6 protein-coding genes are annotated in these 16256 nt (G+C 41.8%); all 6 read right to left on the bottom strand.

The genetic code is table 11. The features are described 5' to 3' along the window. Window positions 1–110: 110 nt before the first annotated feature. A complete protein-coding gene (locus JOD18_RS01955) occupies window positions 111–1112 on the bottom strand; it encodes an Rpn family recombination-promoting nuclease/putative transposase (RefSeq protein ID WP_204667244.1) in 1002 nt (333 codons plus the stop codon). Window positions 1113–1536: 424 nt separating this feature from the next. After that, a complete protein-coding gene (locus tag JOD18_RS01950; RefSeq protein ID WP_204667243.1) occupies window positions 1537–6105 on the bottom strand; it encodes a MucBP domain-containing protein in 4569 nt (1522 codons plus the stop codon). After that, complete coding sequence (locus tag JOD18_RS01945; protein ID WP_204667241.1) at window positions 6102–6392, bottom strand: hypothetical protein; 291 nt, start codon at window positions 6390–6392, stop codon at window positions 6102–6104. The genes JOD18_RS01950 and JOD18_RS01945 overlap by 4 nt, the downstream gene beginning before the upstream one ends. A 367-nt stretch (window positions 6393–6759) precedes the next feature. Further along, complete coding sequence (locus JOD18_RS01940; RefSeq protein ID WP_239587878.1) at window positions 6760–7872, bottom strand: response regulator; 1113 nt, start codon at window positions 7870–7872, stop codon at window positions 6760–6762. A gap of 5 nt (window positions 7873–7877) precedes the next feature. Next, window positions 7878–9608, bottom strand: a complete 1731-nt coding sequence (locus tag JOD18_RS01935; protein ID WP_204667237.1) for a sensor histidine kinase — start codon at window positions 9606–9608, stop codon at window positions 7878–7880. A gap of 220 nt (window positions 9609–9828) precedes the next feature. Then, window positions 9829–16194: a MucBP domain-containing protein gene (locus JOD18_RS01930; protein ID WP_204667235.1), complete on the bottom strand. Its 6366-nt coding sequence runs from the start codon at window positions 16192–16194 to the stop codon at window positions 9829–9831. Window positions 16195–16256: the final 62 nt, after the last annotated feature.

Raw genomic sequence — 16256 nt, 5'->3', positions numbered from 1 at the left:
ACAACAATGTTCATCACTATGGTCGTACCAAAATTTTATGCTTTCTTAATTTATTAGAAAACCTGATTGTCACAAAACCTTTTAGTAACAACCTCAGTTACATTCTTACATTAATCCCTAAATGATTTTCGAAGTATTTTTACTTCCTTCACTTCAAGGCTGGTTAATTCAGCTATTTCTTTCTCCGAATAGTTCTTGTTTAAAAGCTTTTTAACAAAATTTCGTTCCGCTTTTTCCATGCCTGCTTCTATCCCTTTTTCCATGCCCCTTTTCGTTGCTTCTTCCTCAATTTCTCTAAACAGCCTTCCAAAAGTCGGGGTATCTCTTAGTTTTTCCATTCCCATAATTTTCCCTTCCTCCTTTTCGTTTTGGATGATTGGTAACGATTCATACAGTTTTTCCTGTAATTCCAATGGTATCTGCAGGATATAATCAATAAAGTACAATAGGGCTGAAAGATAGCTCGCACGGTGCGAATATTTTTCGAATGCCAAGCTGATAAGTTGTTGTTTAAACTGGAACCTTTCTTCGTTATCTTCATTTGTCTTGCCTTTATTTTTACTCGTATAAATTCCTGCCAGAACAGCCAAAGCAAATGGATGATCAGATTTTTTCAGTTCTTCCGTATCTTTTCCATAAAATCGATAAGTATTATACGCATAAGTTAACTCTGTACCATAAAAAGAATAATGAAGCGCCTCTGCATGATGTGGATAGCTCGCGTCCGTCAACAGAGCGATAGAATATACCGGCTGATTATATTTATCGTAGATTCGGTAAAAATATTTAAACATGTGTTCAGCGAAGGCTTGCTCCATGATGGCCTGTACTTCGATGTGAACGAAGACGTATTTTTCTTCTCCACTCCTCAGCAGCACCTTTACTAATTTATCCACATAATTTCTTCCTTTTCTCGAATCTATCACAAACTGAGAAAGCTCCAAATTCAAGAAGTCTGCTCCTTTTTCAAAATCAATTTTCGGGTACAGATCCGGTGCAAAATAGACTATGAATTCTTGAAATAGTTCTTCAATCAAGTTTTTCCAAAGCCCATCATAATCCGTATTCCTTGCACGATAAGCCTGTTTATTTTCTGTTACTGCGGTTATCATTATTTTATCACATCCCCAAGTAATAATAAATTAGGCTTTCATCATATCGACTTTGTATGGGGAAGACAAAACAGTAAAAAAAGATTTCTTTCGTAAAAACGTCTATAAAAATGGTATGCCAGCTTGTTATTTTGCGATTTCTGATCATAAAAATACAGTCGTATTTAATTTTTAATGCATTTTAGAAAAAATATGGATTCGTACACTTGTATTAACATAAGAATGTGCTGAATTTGACAGTGCCAAATCGGATATGACTTTGGCTCGTCCATTCTATTATTTCCTGCACAATAAAAAAATGAAGGTTGTCACGTCACCAAATCTTTAGAGGACAACCTTCATTGCGCTTATACTTTCTTAAAAACCTAAACGTTCCTTCTATTCTAACGACAGAATACAGGATACGTTTAGGTTTATGAAAATGTTACATGCTGTCTCCGCTCTTAAAAATATCTTCATTAGACTTCCTTTTTTGACGGATGAACCATAGGCCACTTCCCAATACCAGCAATATAATACCAGCGATTAACCAATTATATTGATTGGTTGCGGTAGCTGGCAAGGCTGTAGCTTCTTTCTCTGCTGTTTTTTCCGCTTTTCGTTCTATTTCTGGTTCCTTTCTTTTTGCTTCTTGCTCTTCTTGCTCTTCCAGCTCTTGCTTTGGTTCCTTCTCTTCTGCTTCTTGCTCTTTCGGCTCTTGCCTTGGTTCCTTCTCTTCTGATTCTTCCTTCACTGGTGGCTCTGCTTCTGTCTCTACTTCCATAAACACACCATACATAGAAAAGTCAGAGACTGTTGCTGTGATTGTATCTCCTTCTACGTTTCCACCAATCAACTGCCATTCTTCTTGATAATGATAAAGGGCTGCTTGGTTACTGGTTCCATCTACACCCATTGTCAGGATAAAGTCCCCATGATAATCTTCCTGTCCGTCTGGATAGGTAAAGAGAAAGTCATACACTTCGCCTGCTTGCTTCAAACCTTCCTGTTCTTCCAGTTGTACAGTGAGAACTTGTAATAACGTGCCTTCCGGTAAATCATCTGGCAAATGAATCGTTGTTTGCGTGTCTTTAATAGTTATCAGAATTCCCGGAAATACTTGTACTGGCGTTTCATCCAGAATAATTTCGAGGCTTTCTGGGATTTCGGGTTCTTTTGGTTCCTCTGGTTTTACCGGTGCGTACACATACGTCACGGTTTGTACTTCTTCGGTGAATGTACCTGTCGCATTCTCTGGTGTTTCGATTAATTGATAGCCTTCGATTTCTTTTGCTTCTGTTGTATACGCTTCGCCTACTTTTCCTGTTTGCGTTTCTCTGTTTACCAGTGATTGACCATCTTTATTCACGTACGCTATCATAATGGTTCCTTCTAAAGGCTCTTCTACCTTCACTGAGGCATACACATAAAGCACCGTTTGTGTTTCTTCTGTAAATGTACCAGAAGCGTTGTCTGGTGTTTGCACCATTTCATAGCCGCTTATCTCGATTGCTTCTGTTTGATAGGATTCACCTATATTTCCGATTAATTCTGCAGATGGAATCAGGTCTTCGCCTTCCTCATTCACATATTTCACGGTCACTGGTGCTCCCAATACTGGCTCTTCTTTGATTGGCGCATAGACGTAGACCACGATTTGCGGCTCTTCGGTAAATTCGCCACTTGCATTGCCTAGCATTTCTACTAATTCATAGCCCTCGATTGTTTTTGGCTCTTTTTCATAGGTTTCCCCTACTACGCCTGTTTGGGTTTCTCTATTTGCAATCGCCTGCCCCGTTTCATCGACATATTCAATGATGACCGTTCCTTCCACATCACTTTCTACTGGGGTATAGACGTAGATGACGGTTTGTGCTTCACTTGTAAATTTGCCGTTTGCATTGTCTGGTGTTTGTACCACTTCATAGCCGCCTATCTCGATTACTTCTGTTTGATAGGATTCACCTATATTTCCGATTAATTCTGCAGATGGAATCAGGTTTTCGCCTTCCTCATTCACATATTTCACGGTCACTGGTGCTCCCGATGCTGGCTCTTCTTTGATTGGCGCATAGATGTAGACCACGATTTGCGGCTCTTCGGTAAATTCGCCAGTCGCATTTTCTGGCATTTCTACTAATTCATAGCCCTCAATCGTTTTTGGCTCTGTTTCATAGGCTGCTCCTACTATGCCTGTTTGGGTTTCTCTATTTGCAATGGACTGCCCTGCTTCATTGACATAGTCTATAATGATAGTTCCTTCTATCTCCCTTTCTACTAGGGTATAGACGTAGACGACAGTTTGTGCTTCATTTGTAAATGTACCAGCTGCATTGTCCGGAGTTTGTTGTAATTCATAGCCTGCAATGTCAGCCGGATCGGTTTGATAGGAATCTCCAATGTTCCCAATCAGCTCCTCTGGTGGAAGAAGCTCGGCTCCCTCTTCATCTACATGTTCTACTGTCACTGGTTCACCTAGAATTGGCTCTACTTCTTCCAGTGCATATACATATGTCACTGTCTGGGCTGCTTCTGTAAATTCACCACTTGCATTGTCTGGTATTTCTATTAATTCGTAGCCTTCGATTTCTTTCGCTTCTGTTTCGTAACTTTCTCCCAGCTTTCCGGTTAACTCTTCGAAAGACGCCAGCTCATTGCCTTCTTCATCTACATATTCTACTGTCACTGGCTCGCCATACACTAACGGTGTGAACACCTCTACCGTCACTGGGGAAGATGTATTATCAGAGGCATCTACAGCGATCAGCTCATATTGATACTTGGTTCCTGCCTCGATTGATTCATCCGTATACGTTGTTTCCCCGCCATCGATGCGGGCAATCTCTACCTCATCCCGCGATAAAATGTATGTGTTGATTCCACCTAGATCTTCTGCGGAGAAAGTGAACTCAACCGCTTCTGTGGTTACTTCGACCGCTTCAAGAGTCACATCACTTGGAGCTGTAGTATCTACCACATCCACCGTACGTGCAGCACTGGCTGTATGTCCAACACGATCTGTTACAGTGTAGGTAATTGGGTAGGTACCCACTTGGCTGGTATCCACATTGCCAGTGATTTCAATCATTTCACTGATATCGCCATCCTGTTGATCTATAGCCTCTGCCCCTGCTTCTGTATAACTGGCTCCTAGCTCTATCGTCATTTCTGTTTCACCATGTAAGGTCAATTCCGGCGGTGTATTGTCCAGTACAAAAGGATTCGTTACTGCGTATACCTGGTTCCCTGCCTGGTCTGTCGCTTGAATATGCAAATACCAATTGCCGTTTGCTTCTATTTTCGTTAATTCATCTTCATTCGCAAAGGCTTCCCAATCCGCTTCCTCATCTAGCACTTCATCACTTTCCGACCAAACATAGAGAAGCGAATCTTCGTTGACACCACTTAATGCATCTGTCACCGTTACCTGTGTAGCAGCTTCTTTTGCCGCTTCTGTATCACCATTTGGCTCAAAGGCTATAGTTGGTTCTGTTTGATCGATTTTAACCACAGCTTTGGCTTCCCCACTTTGGTTACCTGCCTGATCCACGGTACGTGCCTCCAGTTTGGTTTCTCCTTCTGTTGCTATTTTCAGCTCGCCGGAATCATCCAGTGTCTGCCAGTCTCCCCAATCCTCACTAGCTGCTTCCTGAAGTCGGTATTCGATTTGATTTACTCCGCTGTGATCATCTTCTCCAGCAGTTATCGTCACCGTTACCTCCTCATTTGTCCATTCATCTGGTGCATGGATTGCTGGCTCTGTAGGGTTTTGATTATCCATTTTAAACACTTGGGAATACAGATGAAAGTCTTCACTAAATATGTCTTTCCCTTGGATATGAAGATAATATTCTCCTGTTGCCTCTTCAGGTGTCTGAATGGTCTCCGATTGACCATTCTCATCTAACATTAAGACTTCCCATCCGTCACTTGGCTTCTCCTGTTCCAGCGACCATGCATATTGTACAGTCTCAGACATATCGACAAACTTTACGTTTACTATTATTTCATGTGCCTGTGCCCATGTATCCCCTGTTCCATTTGGATCAAACGTTACGCCTGCTATAATCACTTCATTATCCTCCGATACAAAGAGGTCAGGTTTCATAGTCAAAGCGGGATGCACAAAGAGATGGGTGTACGTCACAGGAACCCCAACTAGAACACCATCCTCCCAGACTCCCCAAACAACATTATCAAAAATATATTGAGAATTTGGCGTCCGTAACCACATAGCAGTGTTCGGATTATCTAAAAATCCATTACTGCTATTTTGATATTTGCTGTACTCTCTCCATTCTTCATAGGACATTAAACCGATATTGGCTTCTACTGTTTCCGCACCCTCATTAGTCTCATCTCCAATTCCCCAAGTCTTCGGTTCAATGACAGCTTGTTCCGCAGGGGTGAACGCCTCATTATAGTATTTTCCATTCAAATAATATGCAAGATGGCTTTCATCCTCTGGGTCAAATTGATTCGTGTGAGGTTCTGTGTCATCAAACACCCTATTTCCAATTGAGTTCTTACTGAAGATATACCCCTCTGCCGGATCCAGCACAATCCATTCCGTACCAGCAAAAATAATTTCATCGCCTTGGTCTAAATATTGTATTTGTCGAGGTGGCACAATCACTTCATTATCTTCCGACACAAAGAGGTCAGATTGCAGTGTCAAAGCGGGATGGATTGCGACACGTTCGTAGGACACACGCGTATTACGGAGCACACCATCTTCCCAGGCTGCCCAAATATGAGGATCCGGATTGTAGGAATCTGGCGTCCGTAACCACATTAGAAGGCCAGGGTTTTCTAAAAATCCATTACTATCATTATAATATTTGCTGTACTCCTTCCATTCTCTATAGGACAATAAACCAATCGAGGCGTTTACTTCATCCGCACTCTCATCGCCATCATCATGTAAATCAATGCCTCCAATTTCCCAAGCTTTTTCTTCGATAACAGCTTGTTCACCAGGGGTAAATGCCTCGTTATAGTATTCTCCATTCAAATAGTGAGCAAGATTACTTGTATTCGAGGGATTAAATAGGTTCGACCGATTTGTATCAAACGCTCTTCTCCCAATCGATTCCTTACTGAAAATATACCCCTTGCCGGATCCAACACAATCCATTCCGCACCAGCAAAAATAATTTCTTCACCTTGGTTCAAATTCTGCAATTGCTGAAGCTCGGATTCTTCTGCCTGTACATGCAGCGTTTCCATTGGAGGAAATAATGTACTGATTATTAAAATAATGAGCAAAAATATTCCTATTTCACGTTTTCGTTTCTCCATCTAACCCGTCCCTTCTTATCTAATACCAGCTGCTATTTATCGATGAAAAACAAAGGAGTTGTCAACACTTTTTTCGCAATCGATAGGCTTTCCTATGCTTTGACCGTTTGTGTTCGCTTTTCTGTTCGCTTCGTATCAAGTTCGATTCCTTTGTGTATCGCTTTCATTTTTCGCTTTCTTGATACCATCTTTCCTCTCCCTTCCGTTCTGCAACTTTTCACAAGTTTGAAAACAGTCTATCATTCTATAATGAAAGAAAAATGAAAGAATAAACATGTTATAGCCTAAAGCTGCAAAAAAAGAGCAGAAGAACTACTCTCTGTGACGTATTTTTTTCGATAAAGGTCTAAAGAGGCAGATCTACAGCTTACAGTGGCTTTCTTTCATGCTCATACTCCACCCCTTCTATAGATGGAGAATCACCGATTTCTTGTTGGTACAATTTAGAGAAACGTTGGTAATGCTTTTGAAAGGAGATGTTGTCCTTCGCTAAATGATAGGCTTGCAGTAAAAGGGCATTAGCTTCTGTATCTAATTCATTTCGAGAAACTAACTTTTTGGCAATCAGAATCGCTTGTGTTACTTGCTTATGTTCCAACAGCCAGCGGACAAGCCGGACAGCAAAATCATGATATTGTATGGCGAGTGCCTCTTGTTCGAGGACAGACCATGGATAGGCTTTACCTTCATACAAATCTCCGGCAAATCTTGTCTCCCATTCGATTGCTTTTCTTACCGTCGTTTCATTCCATTCCTCTTTACTATTTACATAGGATTCAAAAGCAATAAAGTCTGCCTCGATTCGATCTATTTCTAGCAGATACTGCTCATCAAAAGAACGAACAATTGATTTCAAACCATGTGATTTCAAGGCTTTGCGCAATTGATAAACAATCGTATGAAGGTAACCCACTGCATTCTCTAGCGGCATTTCTGCAAACATTTCATCCATTACCTTGTCTTTGGATATAGTTCGGCCGCGCTGAAGCAACAGTAAGGCAAATAACTCTTGGCTCTTTTTTGAAATAAACTTCACTTCACCGGCCACGCTACTGCTCACCTCTAAACCACCTAATGTCTTCACTATTAATTGATTCGAGTCTGTTTTTATTGGTTCGCTGACTGATTTTCTTTTTTTAACTTTGGCTCTTTCCAGTGTTTGTGCGAGTCTTTTTTGTGATACTGGCTTCACCATATAATCCAATGGATAGGTATCAAATGCATCTACTGCATATTCCCTGTGCGAGGTGACGAAAACAATCTCCAGGTGTGCTTGTTCGGCACGGAGCTGACGAGCAAGCTCTAAGCCGCTTTCATCCGCTATCATAATATCAATAAAAGCTATATCTACCAATTCTTTTTGAGTAAACCGGAGGGCATCCTTCATATGCTGAAAACTTCCTACTACTTCTATGCCTTCTATTTTGTGTAATAATCGCTGCATAACCGTAAGCATCGCTAGTTCATCATCAATAATCATAACTTTCAACTTTTTTCACCTTCTTTCAATGAAAAATAAAAGGCGCTGCCTTTCCCTAATTCACTTTCTACGCTCAGAACACTACCACTCATTTTGACAAATTGTTGACTAACTTGTAAACCTAATCCTGTTCCCTTTTCCCCTTCTGTTCCAAGTGTAGAAGTTAATGATTCTTCCTTCCATAATCTCCGGATTCTTTCCTCTGTCATGCCAATCCCTTGATCACGTACAGTAATCATAACCTTGTCTTCCTGATCCTTTTCCGCCAGTATCTCAACCATTGCTTTCCGCTCAGAAAATTTAATTGCATTGGACAATAAATTACGAAGCACCATAATGATCGCCTCACGGTCGGCATAGACATAAATCGCTTCATCGACATGGATATCAATGTTAATATGTTTCTCCTTACTTTTAATAAACAGAATACGGTATGCTTCATAGATAAGGTCGAACAAAGCGATGGACTCGGGATGAAGCGATACGTCATTTTTTTGACCGCGAAACCATTCCAATACATTGTTAACCGTCATATAGGTGGATCGAATCTGGACACTTAAAAAATCAACCAGCTCCGCATTCTCTGGTGTAAATGTGCGTTTTTCTTCCTCCAGCATTTCTATTAAACTGACCTGCGTCGCAATCGGCTCGCGAATATCATGGGATACAAGGGTAAACAACTGATCTTTCATAAAATTGAGATGAGCAATTTCCTCTAATCGCTGCTGCTTTTCTGTTATATCAAACAGTATTGAGACCGTTCCAAGTACCCGGTCTCTCTTGGAATAAAGCGGATAAACCTTTGTCATAAAGTACTTCTCTTCTCCATTTATCTCACTCTTTATTTCTACTGCTGCCTCTTGCTTCAGCCTGCAGGCTGTCTGCCATTCAGGCCACTCCCTCAAGAGTTCAGCAATATCTTTCCCAATAATAGACGTGCCGTTCTTTTCAAATAGCGGCTGTATAAAGGGGTTACAATCAATAATTATTCCTTTCTGATCGACCGTCAACATCCCCTCCCTCACCGTATCAACGATGAAATCTCTTGCCATAGGGACAATAGCAAATAATTTATTTCGGTAAACGACCCAGAGGATGATAAGACCACCCACCCCGCAATAAACAGACAGGGGAAGCAGCCATTCCGACAGATTTGGGTATGCTAATTTAATCAGTTCAACTATTGCCGGGATCGAAGCCAGCACGATCACCATAATGCCCGGTTTGCGAATTTCCGGGCGTGCCTTTCGAAAGTAAGTCATAATGAAATAAACACATGTCAATAAAATACAATAACAAATACTAATAAAACCAAATGCTAAATTCGTCCTTGATACTTCTAAGTAACCGTCTACAAGAATAGCCGACTCAAAGACAGCATGTGTTTTATTATTTGTCCAAATCAGTGCCGTCCAGCCCATAAAGGGAAGAAATAGGACAAACTGCCGCTGCCATTTCAGCCATTTATCTCGGCCATATAAATCCAGCGCACACATGATAATCAATGGAATATTCATCACCAATGCTGTCTGTTCGATTTGTCGGAAAAACAGTTTCATGGATAACTCATCACTGTATAATTCCATAATGACACTGCAGCCAAATATCACTCGGCAGACCATAGCCCAAGCGAAATAACGAACAGCACGCTGCTGCAAGTGTAAGAATGAATAGATAAGCAATAGGCACATCATCATCGCCGAGACAATTAACGTTAAATATAAGATATAATTCATGGTTTGCTTCTCCATATTAAGTTTTTGAGAATCCGTATTATCATTTTCTAATTCTTAATGAAAGCTAGATAATATTGTCTTAAGTTTATGATAAACGATCTAACTGTTTTTTCCTATATTTTTATAAAAGAAAAAATTACTCCTAGATTAAATGATTCCCTAGAAATAAAGAAAGGTATTTACCAAATAATCGGTAAATACCTTCTGTTATAGAAACTTGTCACTGTTTACTGTTTCTTCGGAACCACCAGATACTGCCGCTCAATAGTATTAATATACTACCTGCTAGCAGCCAGTGATATTGCTGTGTAGCCGTATTAGGTAAGTCACCTGTCTTGGCCTCAGTATTCTGTTCGAGACCAGTTCCTTGTTCTCCGGCTCCTGTAACTGCTGTAGAGCCAATTGTTTGCTTAGGTAATGCGGAATCTGCTGCTTGCTTACTATCTGTTTGAGGCTGTGTGCTTTTTTTGGTTTCTTTCGGTTTCTGTTTCTGCTCTTCCTTGCCAGATTCTTTCGGCTCTGGTGTTTCTTCTTTTGGTATTGGTGAGTCCGCTTCTGCCAATAAAACACCATAGATGGAGAAGTGAGTGACTGTTGCTGTCACCAAATCTTTCTCTCTTGTTCCTCCGATACGTTCCCATTCTCCACTATCATCCTGATAATAATAGATAACGGCTTGGTCGCTAGCTTCTGTTACTCCCATCGTCAGGATAAATTCACCGGTGTAATCTTCCTTTCCTTCTGGATAGATAAAGATAAAGTCATAGAGCTCGCCAGCTACTTGAAAGCCTTCAAAAGTCAGGCTATCGACTGATTTTACCTGCAGTCTCGTTCCTTCTGGTAAATCAGCCGGCAATTCGATGATTGTCTGTGTCTCTTTAATGGTTACTGTTATAGCTGGAAACATCTCTAATGGTGGCTGATCCAGCTCAATTTCTATTGTTTCCGGCGCTTTTGGTTCTATAGTTTTCTCTTGTGCATACACATACGTAACGGTTTGCGCTTTTTCTGTAAATGTACCTGTTGCATTCTCCGGTGTTTGAATTAATTGATAGCCTTCGATTTTTTTTGGTTCAGTTTTGTATTGCTCTCCCACCACGCCTAACCTTGTTTCTCGACTAGCGATTGGCTGACCAGCCTCATCTACATATGCAATAAGAATCATTGCCTCAGCCGCTTCTTCCACTGGCGCATATAGATAGATAACAGTCTGGGCTTCATTTGTAAATTCACCTGCTGCGTTCTCAGAAGTCTGTAATAATTTATAACCTTCGATATTCGCTGGGTACGTTTGATAAGATTCCCCTATATTTCCGTTCCATTCCTCGGCTGGAAGAAGCTCAACACCTGCTTCGTCAATATATTTTACCGTGACAGGTGCTCCCTGTTTTGGTTCCTCTTTCTCTAAGGCGTATACATATGTCACCATTTGTATCTCTTCTGTAAATTGACCCGTCGCATTCTCTGGTGTTTGGATTAATCGATAGCCTTCGATTGCTTTTGGTTCAGTTTCGTATCGCTCTCCCACCACGCCTAACCTTGTTTCTCGATTAGCAATCGCATGACCGGCTTCATCTACATAGGCAATAATAATCGTTCCCTCAACTGCTTCTTCCACTGACGCATACACATAGATAACAGTCTGGGCTTCATTTGTAAATTCACCTGCTGCGTTACCTGGTATTTGAATTAATTCATAGCCGCCAATTTGGATTGGCTCGGTTTTATAGACTTCTCCTATTTCCCCCGTTAATTCTTCTGAAGGGATAAGTTCGTTATCTTCTTCATCTACATATTTTACCGTGACGGGTGCTCCCAGTGTCGGCTCTTCTTTCTCTAGGGCATATACATATGTCACCATTTGTACCTCTTCTGTAAATTTACCAGTTGCATTCTCCGGTGTTTGGATTAATTCGTAGCCTTCGATTTCTTTGGGCTCGGTTTCGTATTGCTCTCCCACTATGCCTACCCTTGTTTCTCGACTAGCGATTGGCTGACCAGCTTCATCTACATAGGCAATGATAATCATTCCCTCAAGATTTCCTTCCTCAGGTGCATACACATATGTCACTGTTTGCGCCTTATCTGTGAACTCACCGGCTGCATTATCAGGTGTCTGGATTAATTCATAACCTGCGATGTTACTTGGATACGTTTGATAGGGCTCGCCTATCTTTCCGTTCAGCTCCTCAGCTGGAAGCAGTTCATTTCCTTGCTCATCCACATATTTCACTGTGACAAGTGCTCCTGGTAATGGCTCTTCTTTTATTGGTGTATAAATATATCTCACCGTTTGCGCTTCTTCGGTAAATTCACCAGCTGCATTCTCTGGATGTTGAATTAACTGATAACCTTCGATTTCTTTGGCTGTAGTTTCATAGACTTCTCCTATCTTTCCGGTGATTTCTTCTGTATCAGCGAGCTGATTTCCTTCTTCATCTACATACTCTACGGTTATTGGTGCGCCTGTTTTAGGTTTTTCTTTTGTTGTAATTTTGACAGTTACTGCGGAAGAAACATTATCAGAAAAATCAACGGCTGTAAGTTGATAAAGATAAGTGGTTCTCGCCCGTACCTCATTATCTGTGTAGGTTGTTTCGTCTCCAGCGATAAGAGCGATTTCTTCTCCATCCCGTGACAGCATGTAATTTTTGATCCCACCCAAATCTTGTGCAGAGAAAGTGAATGTTACATGCTCTGTTGTTACTCCTGTTGTTTCGAAAATAACATCTGTTGGCGGTGTTGTATCTGTCACATGGATGGTACGGATTTGGCTGACAGCATTATTTGAACTATCTGCCACCCGATAGGTTAGCTGATATGTTCCTATCCGGCTGGTATCAACACTCCCAGTGATTTCGATACGATCGCTCAGATCGCCATCATAATTATCTAGGGCTTGAGCACCTGCTTCTTGATAATCATCACCAAGTTCGATGGTTATCTCTTCTTCTCCATCCAGTGTCATTTCTGGAGCGGTAGTATCTACAACCTCTATGGTGCGAATCACTTCCGTTTGGTTGCCAGAACTGTCTTCTACTTGATAGATGACCTGATAGACTCCCAGTTTGGCTGTGTCCATATTGTCTGTGATGTTAATTTGATCACTGATATCACCATCGACATTATCTTCAGCAGTTGCTCCAGCTTCTTCATAGGTTGTTCCCACTTCAAGAATAAGCGGGTTATCGCCTTTCAGGATAATGACAGGCTGGTCTTCATCCACAACATATACCGTTCGAGTTTGGGTTGTTTTGTTCCCAGCGTGATCTTGTACGGCATAGATTAATTCTTGCTTGCCTATTTGGTTCGTATCCACTTCTCCTGTCACAACTACTTCTAAATCATCGGTAAAATTATCCTCCGCTTGATAACCAGGTTCCTCAAACGTTTCCCCATATAATATATACAGCGGATTTTCACCAAGCAGAGTCAACTCTGGAGCAGTGTGATCTATCTTTACAACTGCTTCCACAATCTTACTGCTATTACCTGCTTGATCTATCGATCGGGCATAAATGGTTGTTTCTCCTTCTGCTGTTATCACCAAATCACCAGCATAGGTTAGCCATTCGTCTGCTTCAGTACGATTTAGCTGGTATACGATCTCTGCTGTATCTTCCTCTGTTGTTAAGTCTACAGCAACACTGGCGGCGTTTGTCCACTCGCTTGTTTCCACTTCTATACTTGGAGCCGCTGGTGTCGTTCGTTTGATTCGGACGATTGCTTCGGATCCTTCACTGGTATTCCCTGCTTTATCTATCGTTCGGGCATAAACGGCTGTCTTCCCTTCTGCTTCCACATCAAAAGGATCCTCATATGTCATCCAATCACCTGTTTCTCCTATTCGGTATTCCGTAGCCGCAATACCACTGCCATTCGCTTCATCCTCACCGTCTTCTATCGTAACGGTTACTTTCTCTCGATTAGTCCAGCCTTCTGGGTCAAGTTCTATCACCGGTGCGCCTGGAGCACTTTGATCAATCTTGACGATACGCTCTTCTTCCGCTTTATTCCCTGCCTGATCAGAAGCGCTCACCTCTATGGCGTATGTTCCTGCTTCGGAAATAGAGAACACATGCTGAAAGTCAGCAATATCCTCGATCTCCTCATTGTTTACACGAATCACTAAATCCTCCAACACTTGATCTTCTGCTTGCACCGATAGATGTACTGCTTGATTCGTCCATGTATCATGTTCGTAATCCGCTTCCTCATCACCTTGTGTCATAGAAATCGTAATACTTGGATCGGTACGGTCGATTTTTACCGTAGCTGTAGCCATATCACTTTCATTTCCTGCCTGATCTATCGTACGAGCTTCTACCTGTGTCTCGCCTTCTTCTGTTATCGTAAATGCTTCCTCATAAGTTTTCCAAGCTTCTTCGCCAATACGGTATTCCGTTCTTGCCACACCGCTTCCTGCTTCCTCTCCATTCGTAATGGTGACTAGCACTTCTTCCTCATTTGTCCAACCATTTGGTTCTAATTCAACTGTTGGAGCAAGCGGAGCTATATCATCATGTAAAATGGATAGCTGGACCGAATCACTTGTTATACCATAAGAAATGGTTACAACTTCTAATAGATTTTCCTGATTGGGAATCAGCTCCACTCCCTCTATTGTAAATTCGCCTGTTTTTTCATCAGCTGATACACTTTTTTCTTCATCGCCATATGTGACCTTTACATCACTGCCAGCTTCTGCTGTTCCTGAAATATCAATGGCAGATTGATTGGTTATCTCTGGATAAGCGGTAATCTCCGGCGAGGCCGGGGAACCGACTCGGAATAAATTAGACTCTGTATAGTCAGATACATGAAAATCTGTAACTGTACGAATTCGCAGTTGTGACTGATTTATCTCTGGCAATTCTCCTTGCCATGATGTATCGCTTTCAGAAAATTCATCCAACACGATCCAGCCCTCTCCATCCCATTGCTCCAGTTCATACTTACGGGAGAAAGCTGTCCCAATCCCCCAATCTGGTGTAGGCTGCCAACTCACTTCTACGTCTGTTTCGGCATTAGGAGCACTTTTTGCGGTCAACCTTTGAGCAGGCTGTGGAGCAAACGTTTTTATAGTCCAATCATTCAATTCTATCTGGCCATTAGAATTCGAGCCTGTTGCGACGACACGTCCATTACTTTTTAGACCGACCGTATGACCACCACTTGCTGCGACTTGGATAATATTCTCCCATGCCTTCACATCTGTATGACCAAACCCAAAAGGATCTCGCCCCGCCACAATGACACGACCATCACTTTTTAGACCTACTGTGTGACTATTACCTGCTGCGACTTGGGTAATATTCTCCCAATCCCCTACATCCGTTTGACCCTGAAGATTATAACCCGTTGCAACCACACTTCCATCACTCTTAAGACCAACCGTATGTTCACCGCTTGCTGCAATTTGGATGATGTCCTCCCAGTCTTCCGCGTCTGTTTGACCATAATTATTCCTGCCTGTTGCGATCACACTGCCATCATTTTTTAAGCCAACTGTATGATGAGCACCCGCTGCCACTTGAATGATATCCTCCCACTCATCCACATTTGTTTGCCCATGAAGACTATAACCCGTTGCAACTACGCTTCCATCACTCTTAACACCAGCCGTATGCAGCTGACCTGCCGCCACTTGAACAATATCTCTCCAGCCACTCACATCCAACGGACCATAAAGGCCCGATGCGACTGCAACCACACTACCGTCTTCCTTTAATCCGACTGAATGATAACTATTTGCTGCAACCTGTGCAATATTGCTCCAATTCCTGACATTTGTCTGAGCTTGACTATTATCACCTTTTGCAATGACTGTGCCATCACTTCTTAAACCGATCGTAAAAGTTGCTGCGGCAGCGATATGAGTAGGTAACTGAAAAGGCGGCTCTCCCTCTACTCTTTCCGTCAAGATAACCTCATTTTCTACAGAGATAAAAAGTTCCGGATTCAAAGTCAAAGCGGGGCTAATTGCACGACCGCTGTGCACTTGATATCGATTAAAATTACCACGAGCCTCTGCCCAGATTCCCCAAACATGACCAATGCTAGCAGAATAAGGTGTCCGCAGCCAGGTGTCTTCTGCAGGAGGATTTAAAAAACCCGCCTCCCTATTATGACGCTTGCTATACTTCGACCATTCACTGTGGGATAATAAGCCAATCTTTGCTTCCACCGTTCCGCCATTTTCATCACCCTCATGACCAATTCCCCATTCCCTCGGTAAGATCGCTTCCTTTTCCTCATCGTTTAATGTATCGTAGTATGTTGTATTTAAATAATAACCAATATTGACCTCCCTCGATACATCAAACCTAGTAGACCATTCCTGATCAAACTGTCCTCTTCCAAGTGAATCTTTGATCAAAATATAGCCTTCTTCCGGTTCCAACACAGTCCACTCTTGATCAGCAAAAGAGATTTCATCGCCTTGGTTCAGATCTTTCAGTTGTTTAACTGGAGAACCCTCTGCATAAGCCACTTCTTTATTAGGCATCAATATTAGTGTAAATAATAAGCCGATAAGCAAAGTTACCATCAAAAAGACCCCTGATTTTTGTTTCTGTTTTGGCATCCTATCCATCCTTTCGTTGTACCGCTAAGAAAGCATACAAATTCATTTTATAGACAGCTATC

The organism is Gracilibacillus alcaliphilus, assembly GCF_016909015.1.
GTDB classification, from domain to species: domain Bacteria; phylum Bacillota; class Bacilli; order Bacillales; family Amphibacillaceae; genus Gracilibacillus; species Gracilibacillus alcaliphilus.
The sequence above is the reverse complement of the archived record's forward strand: the minus strand, read 5'-3'. Positions and strand labels throughout refer to the sequence as shown.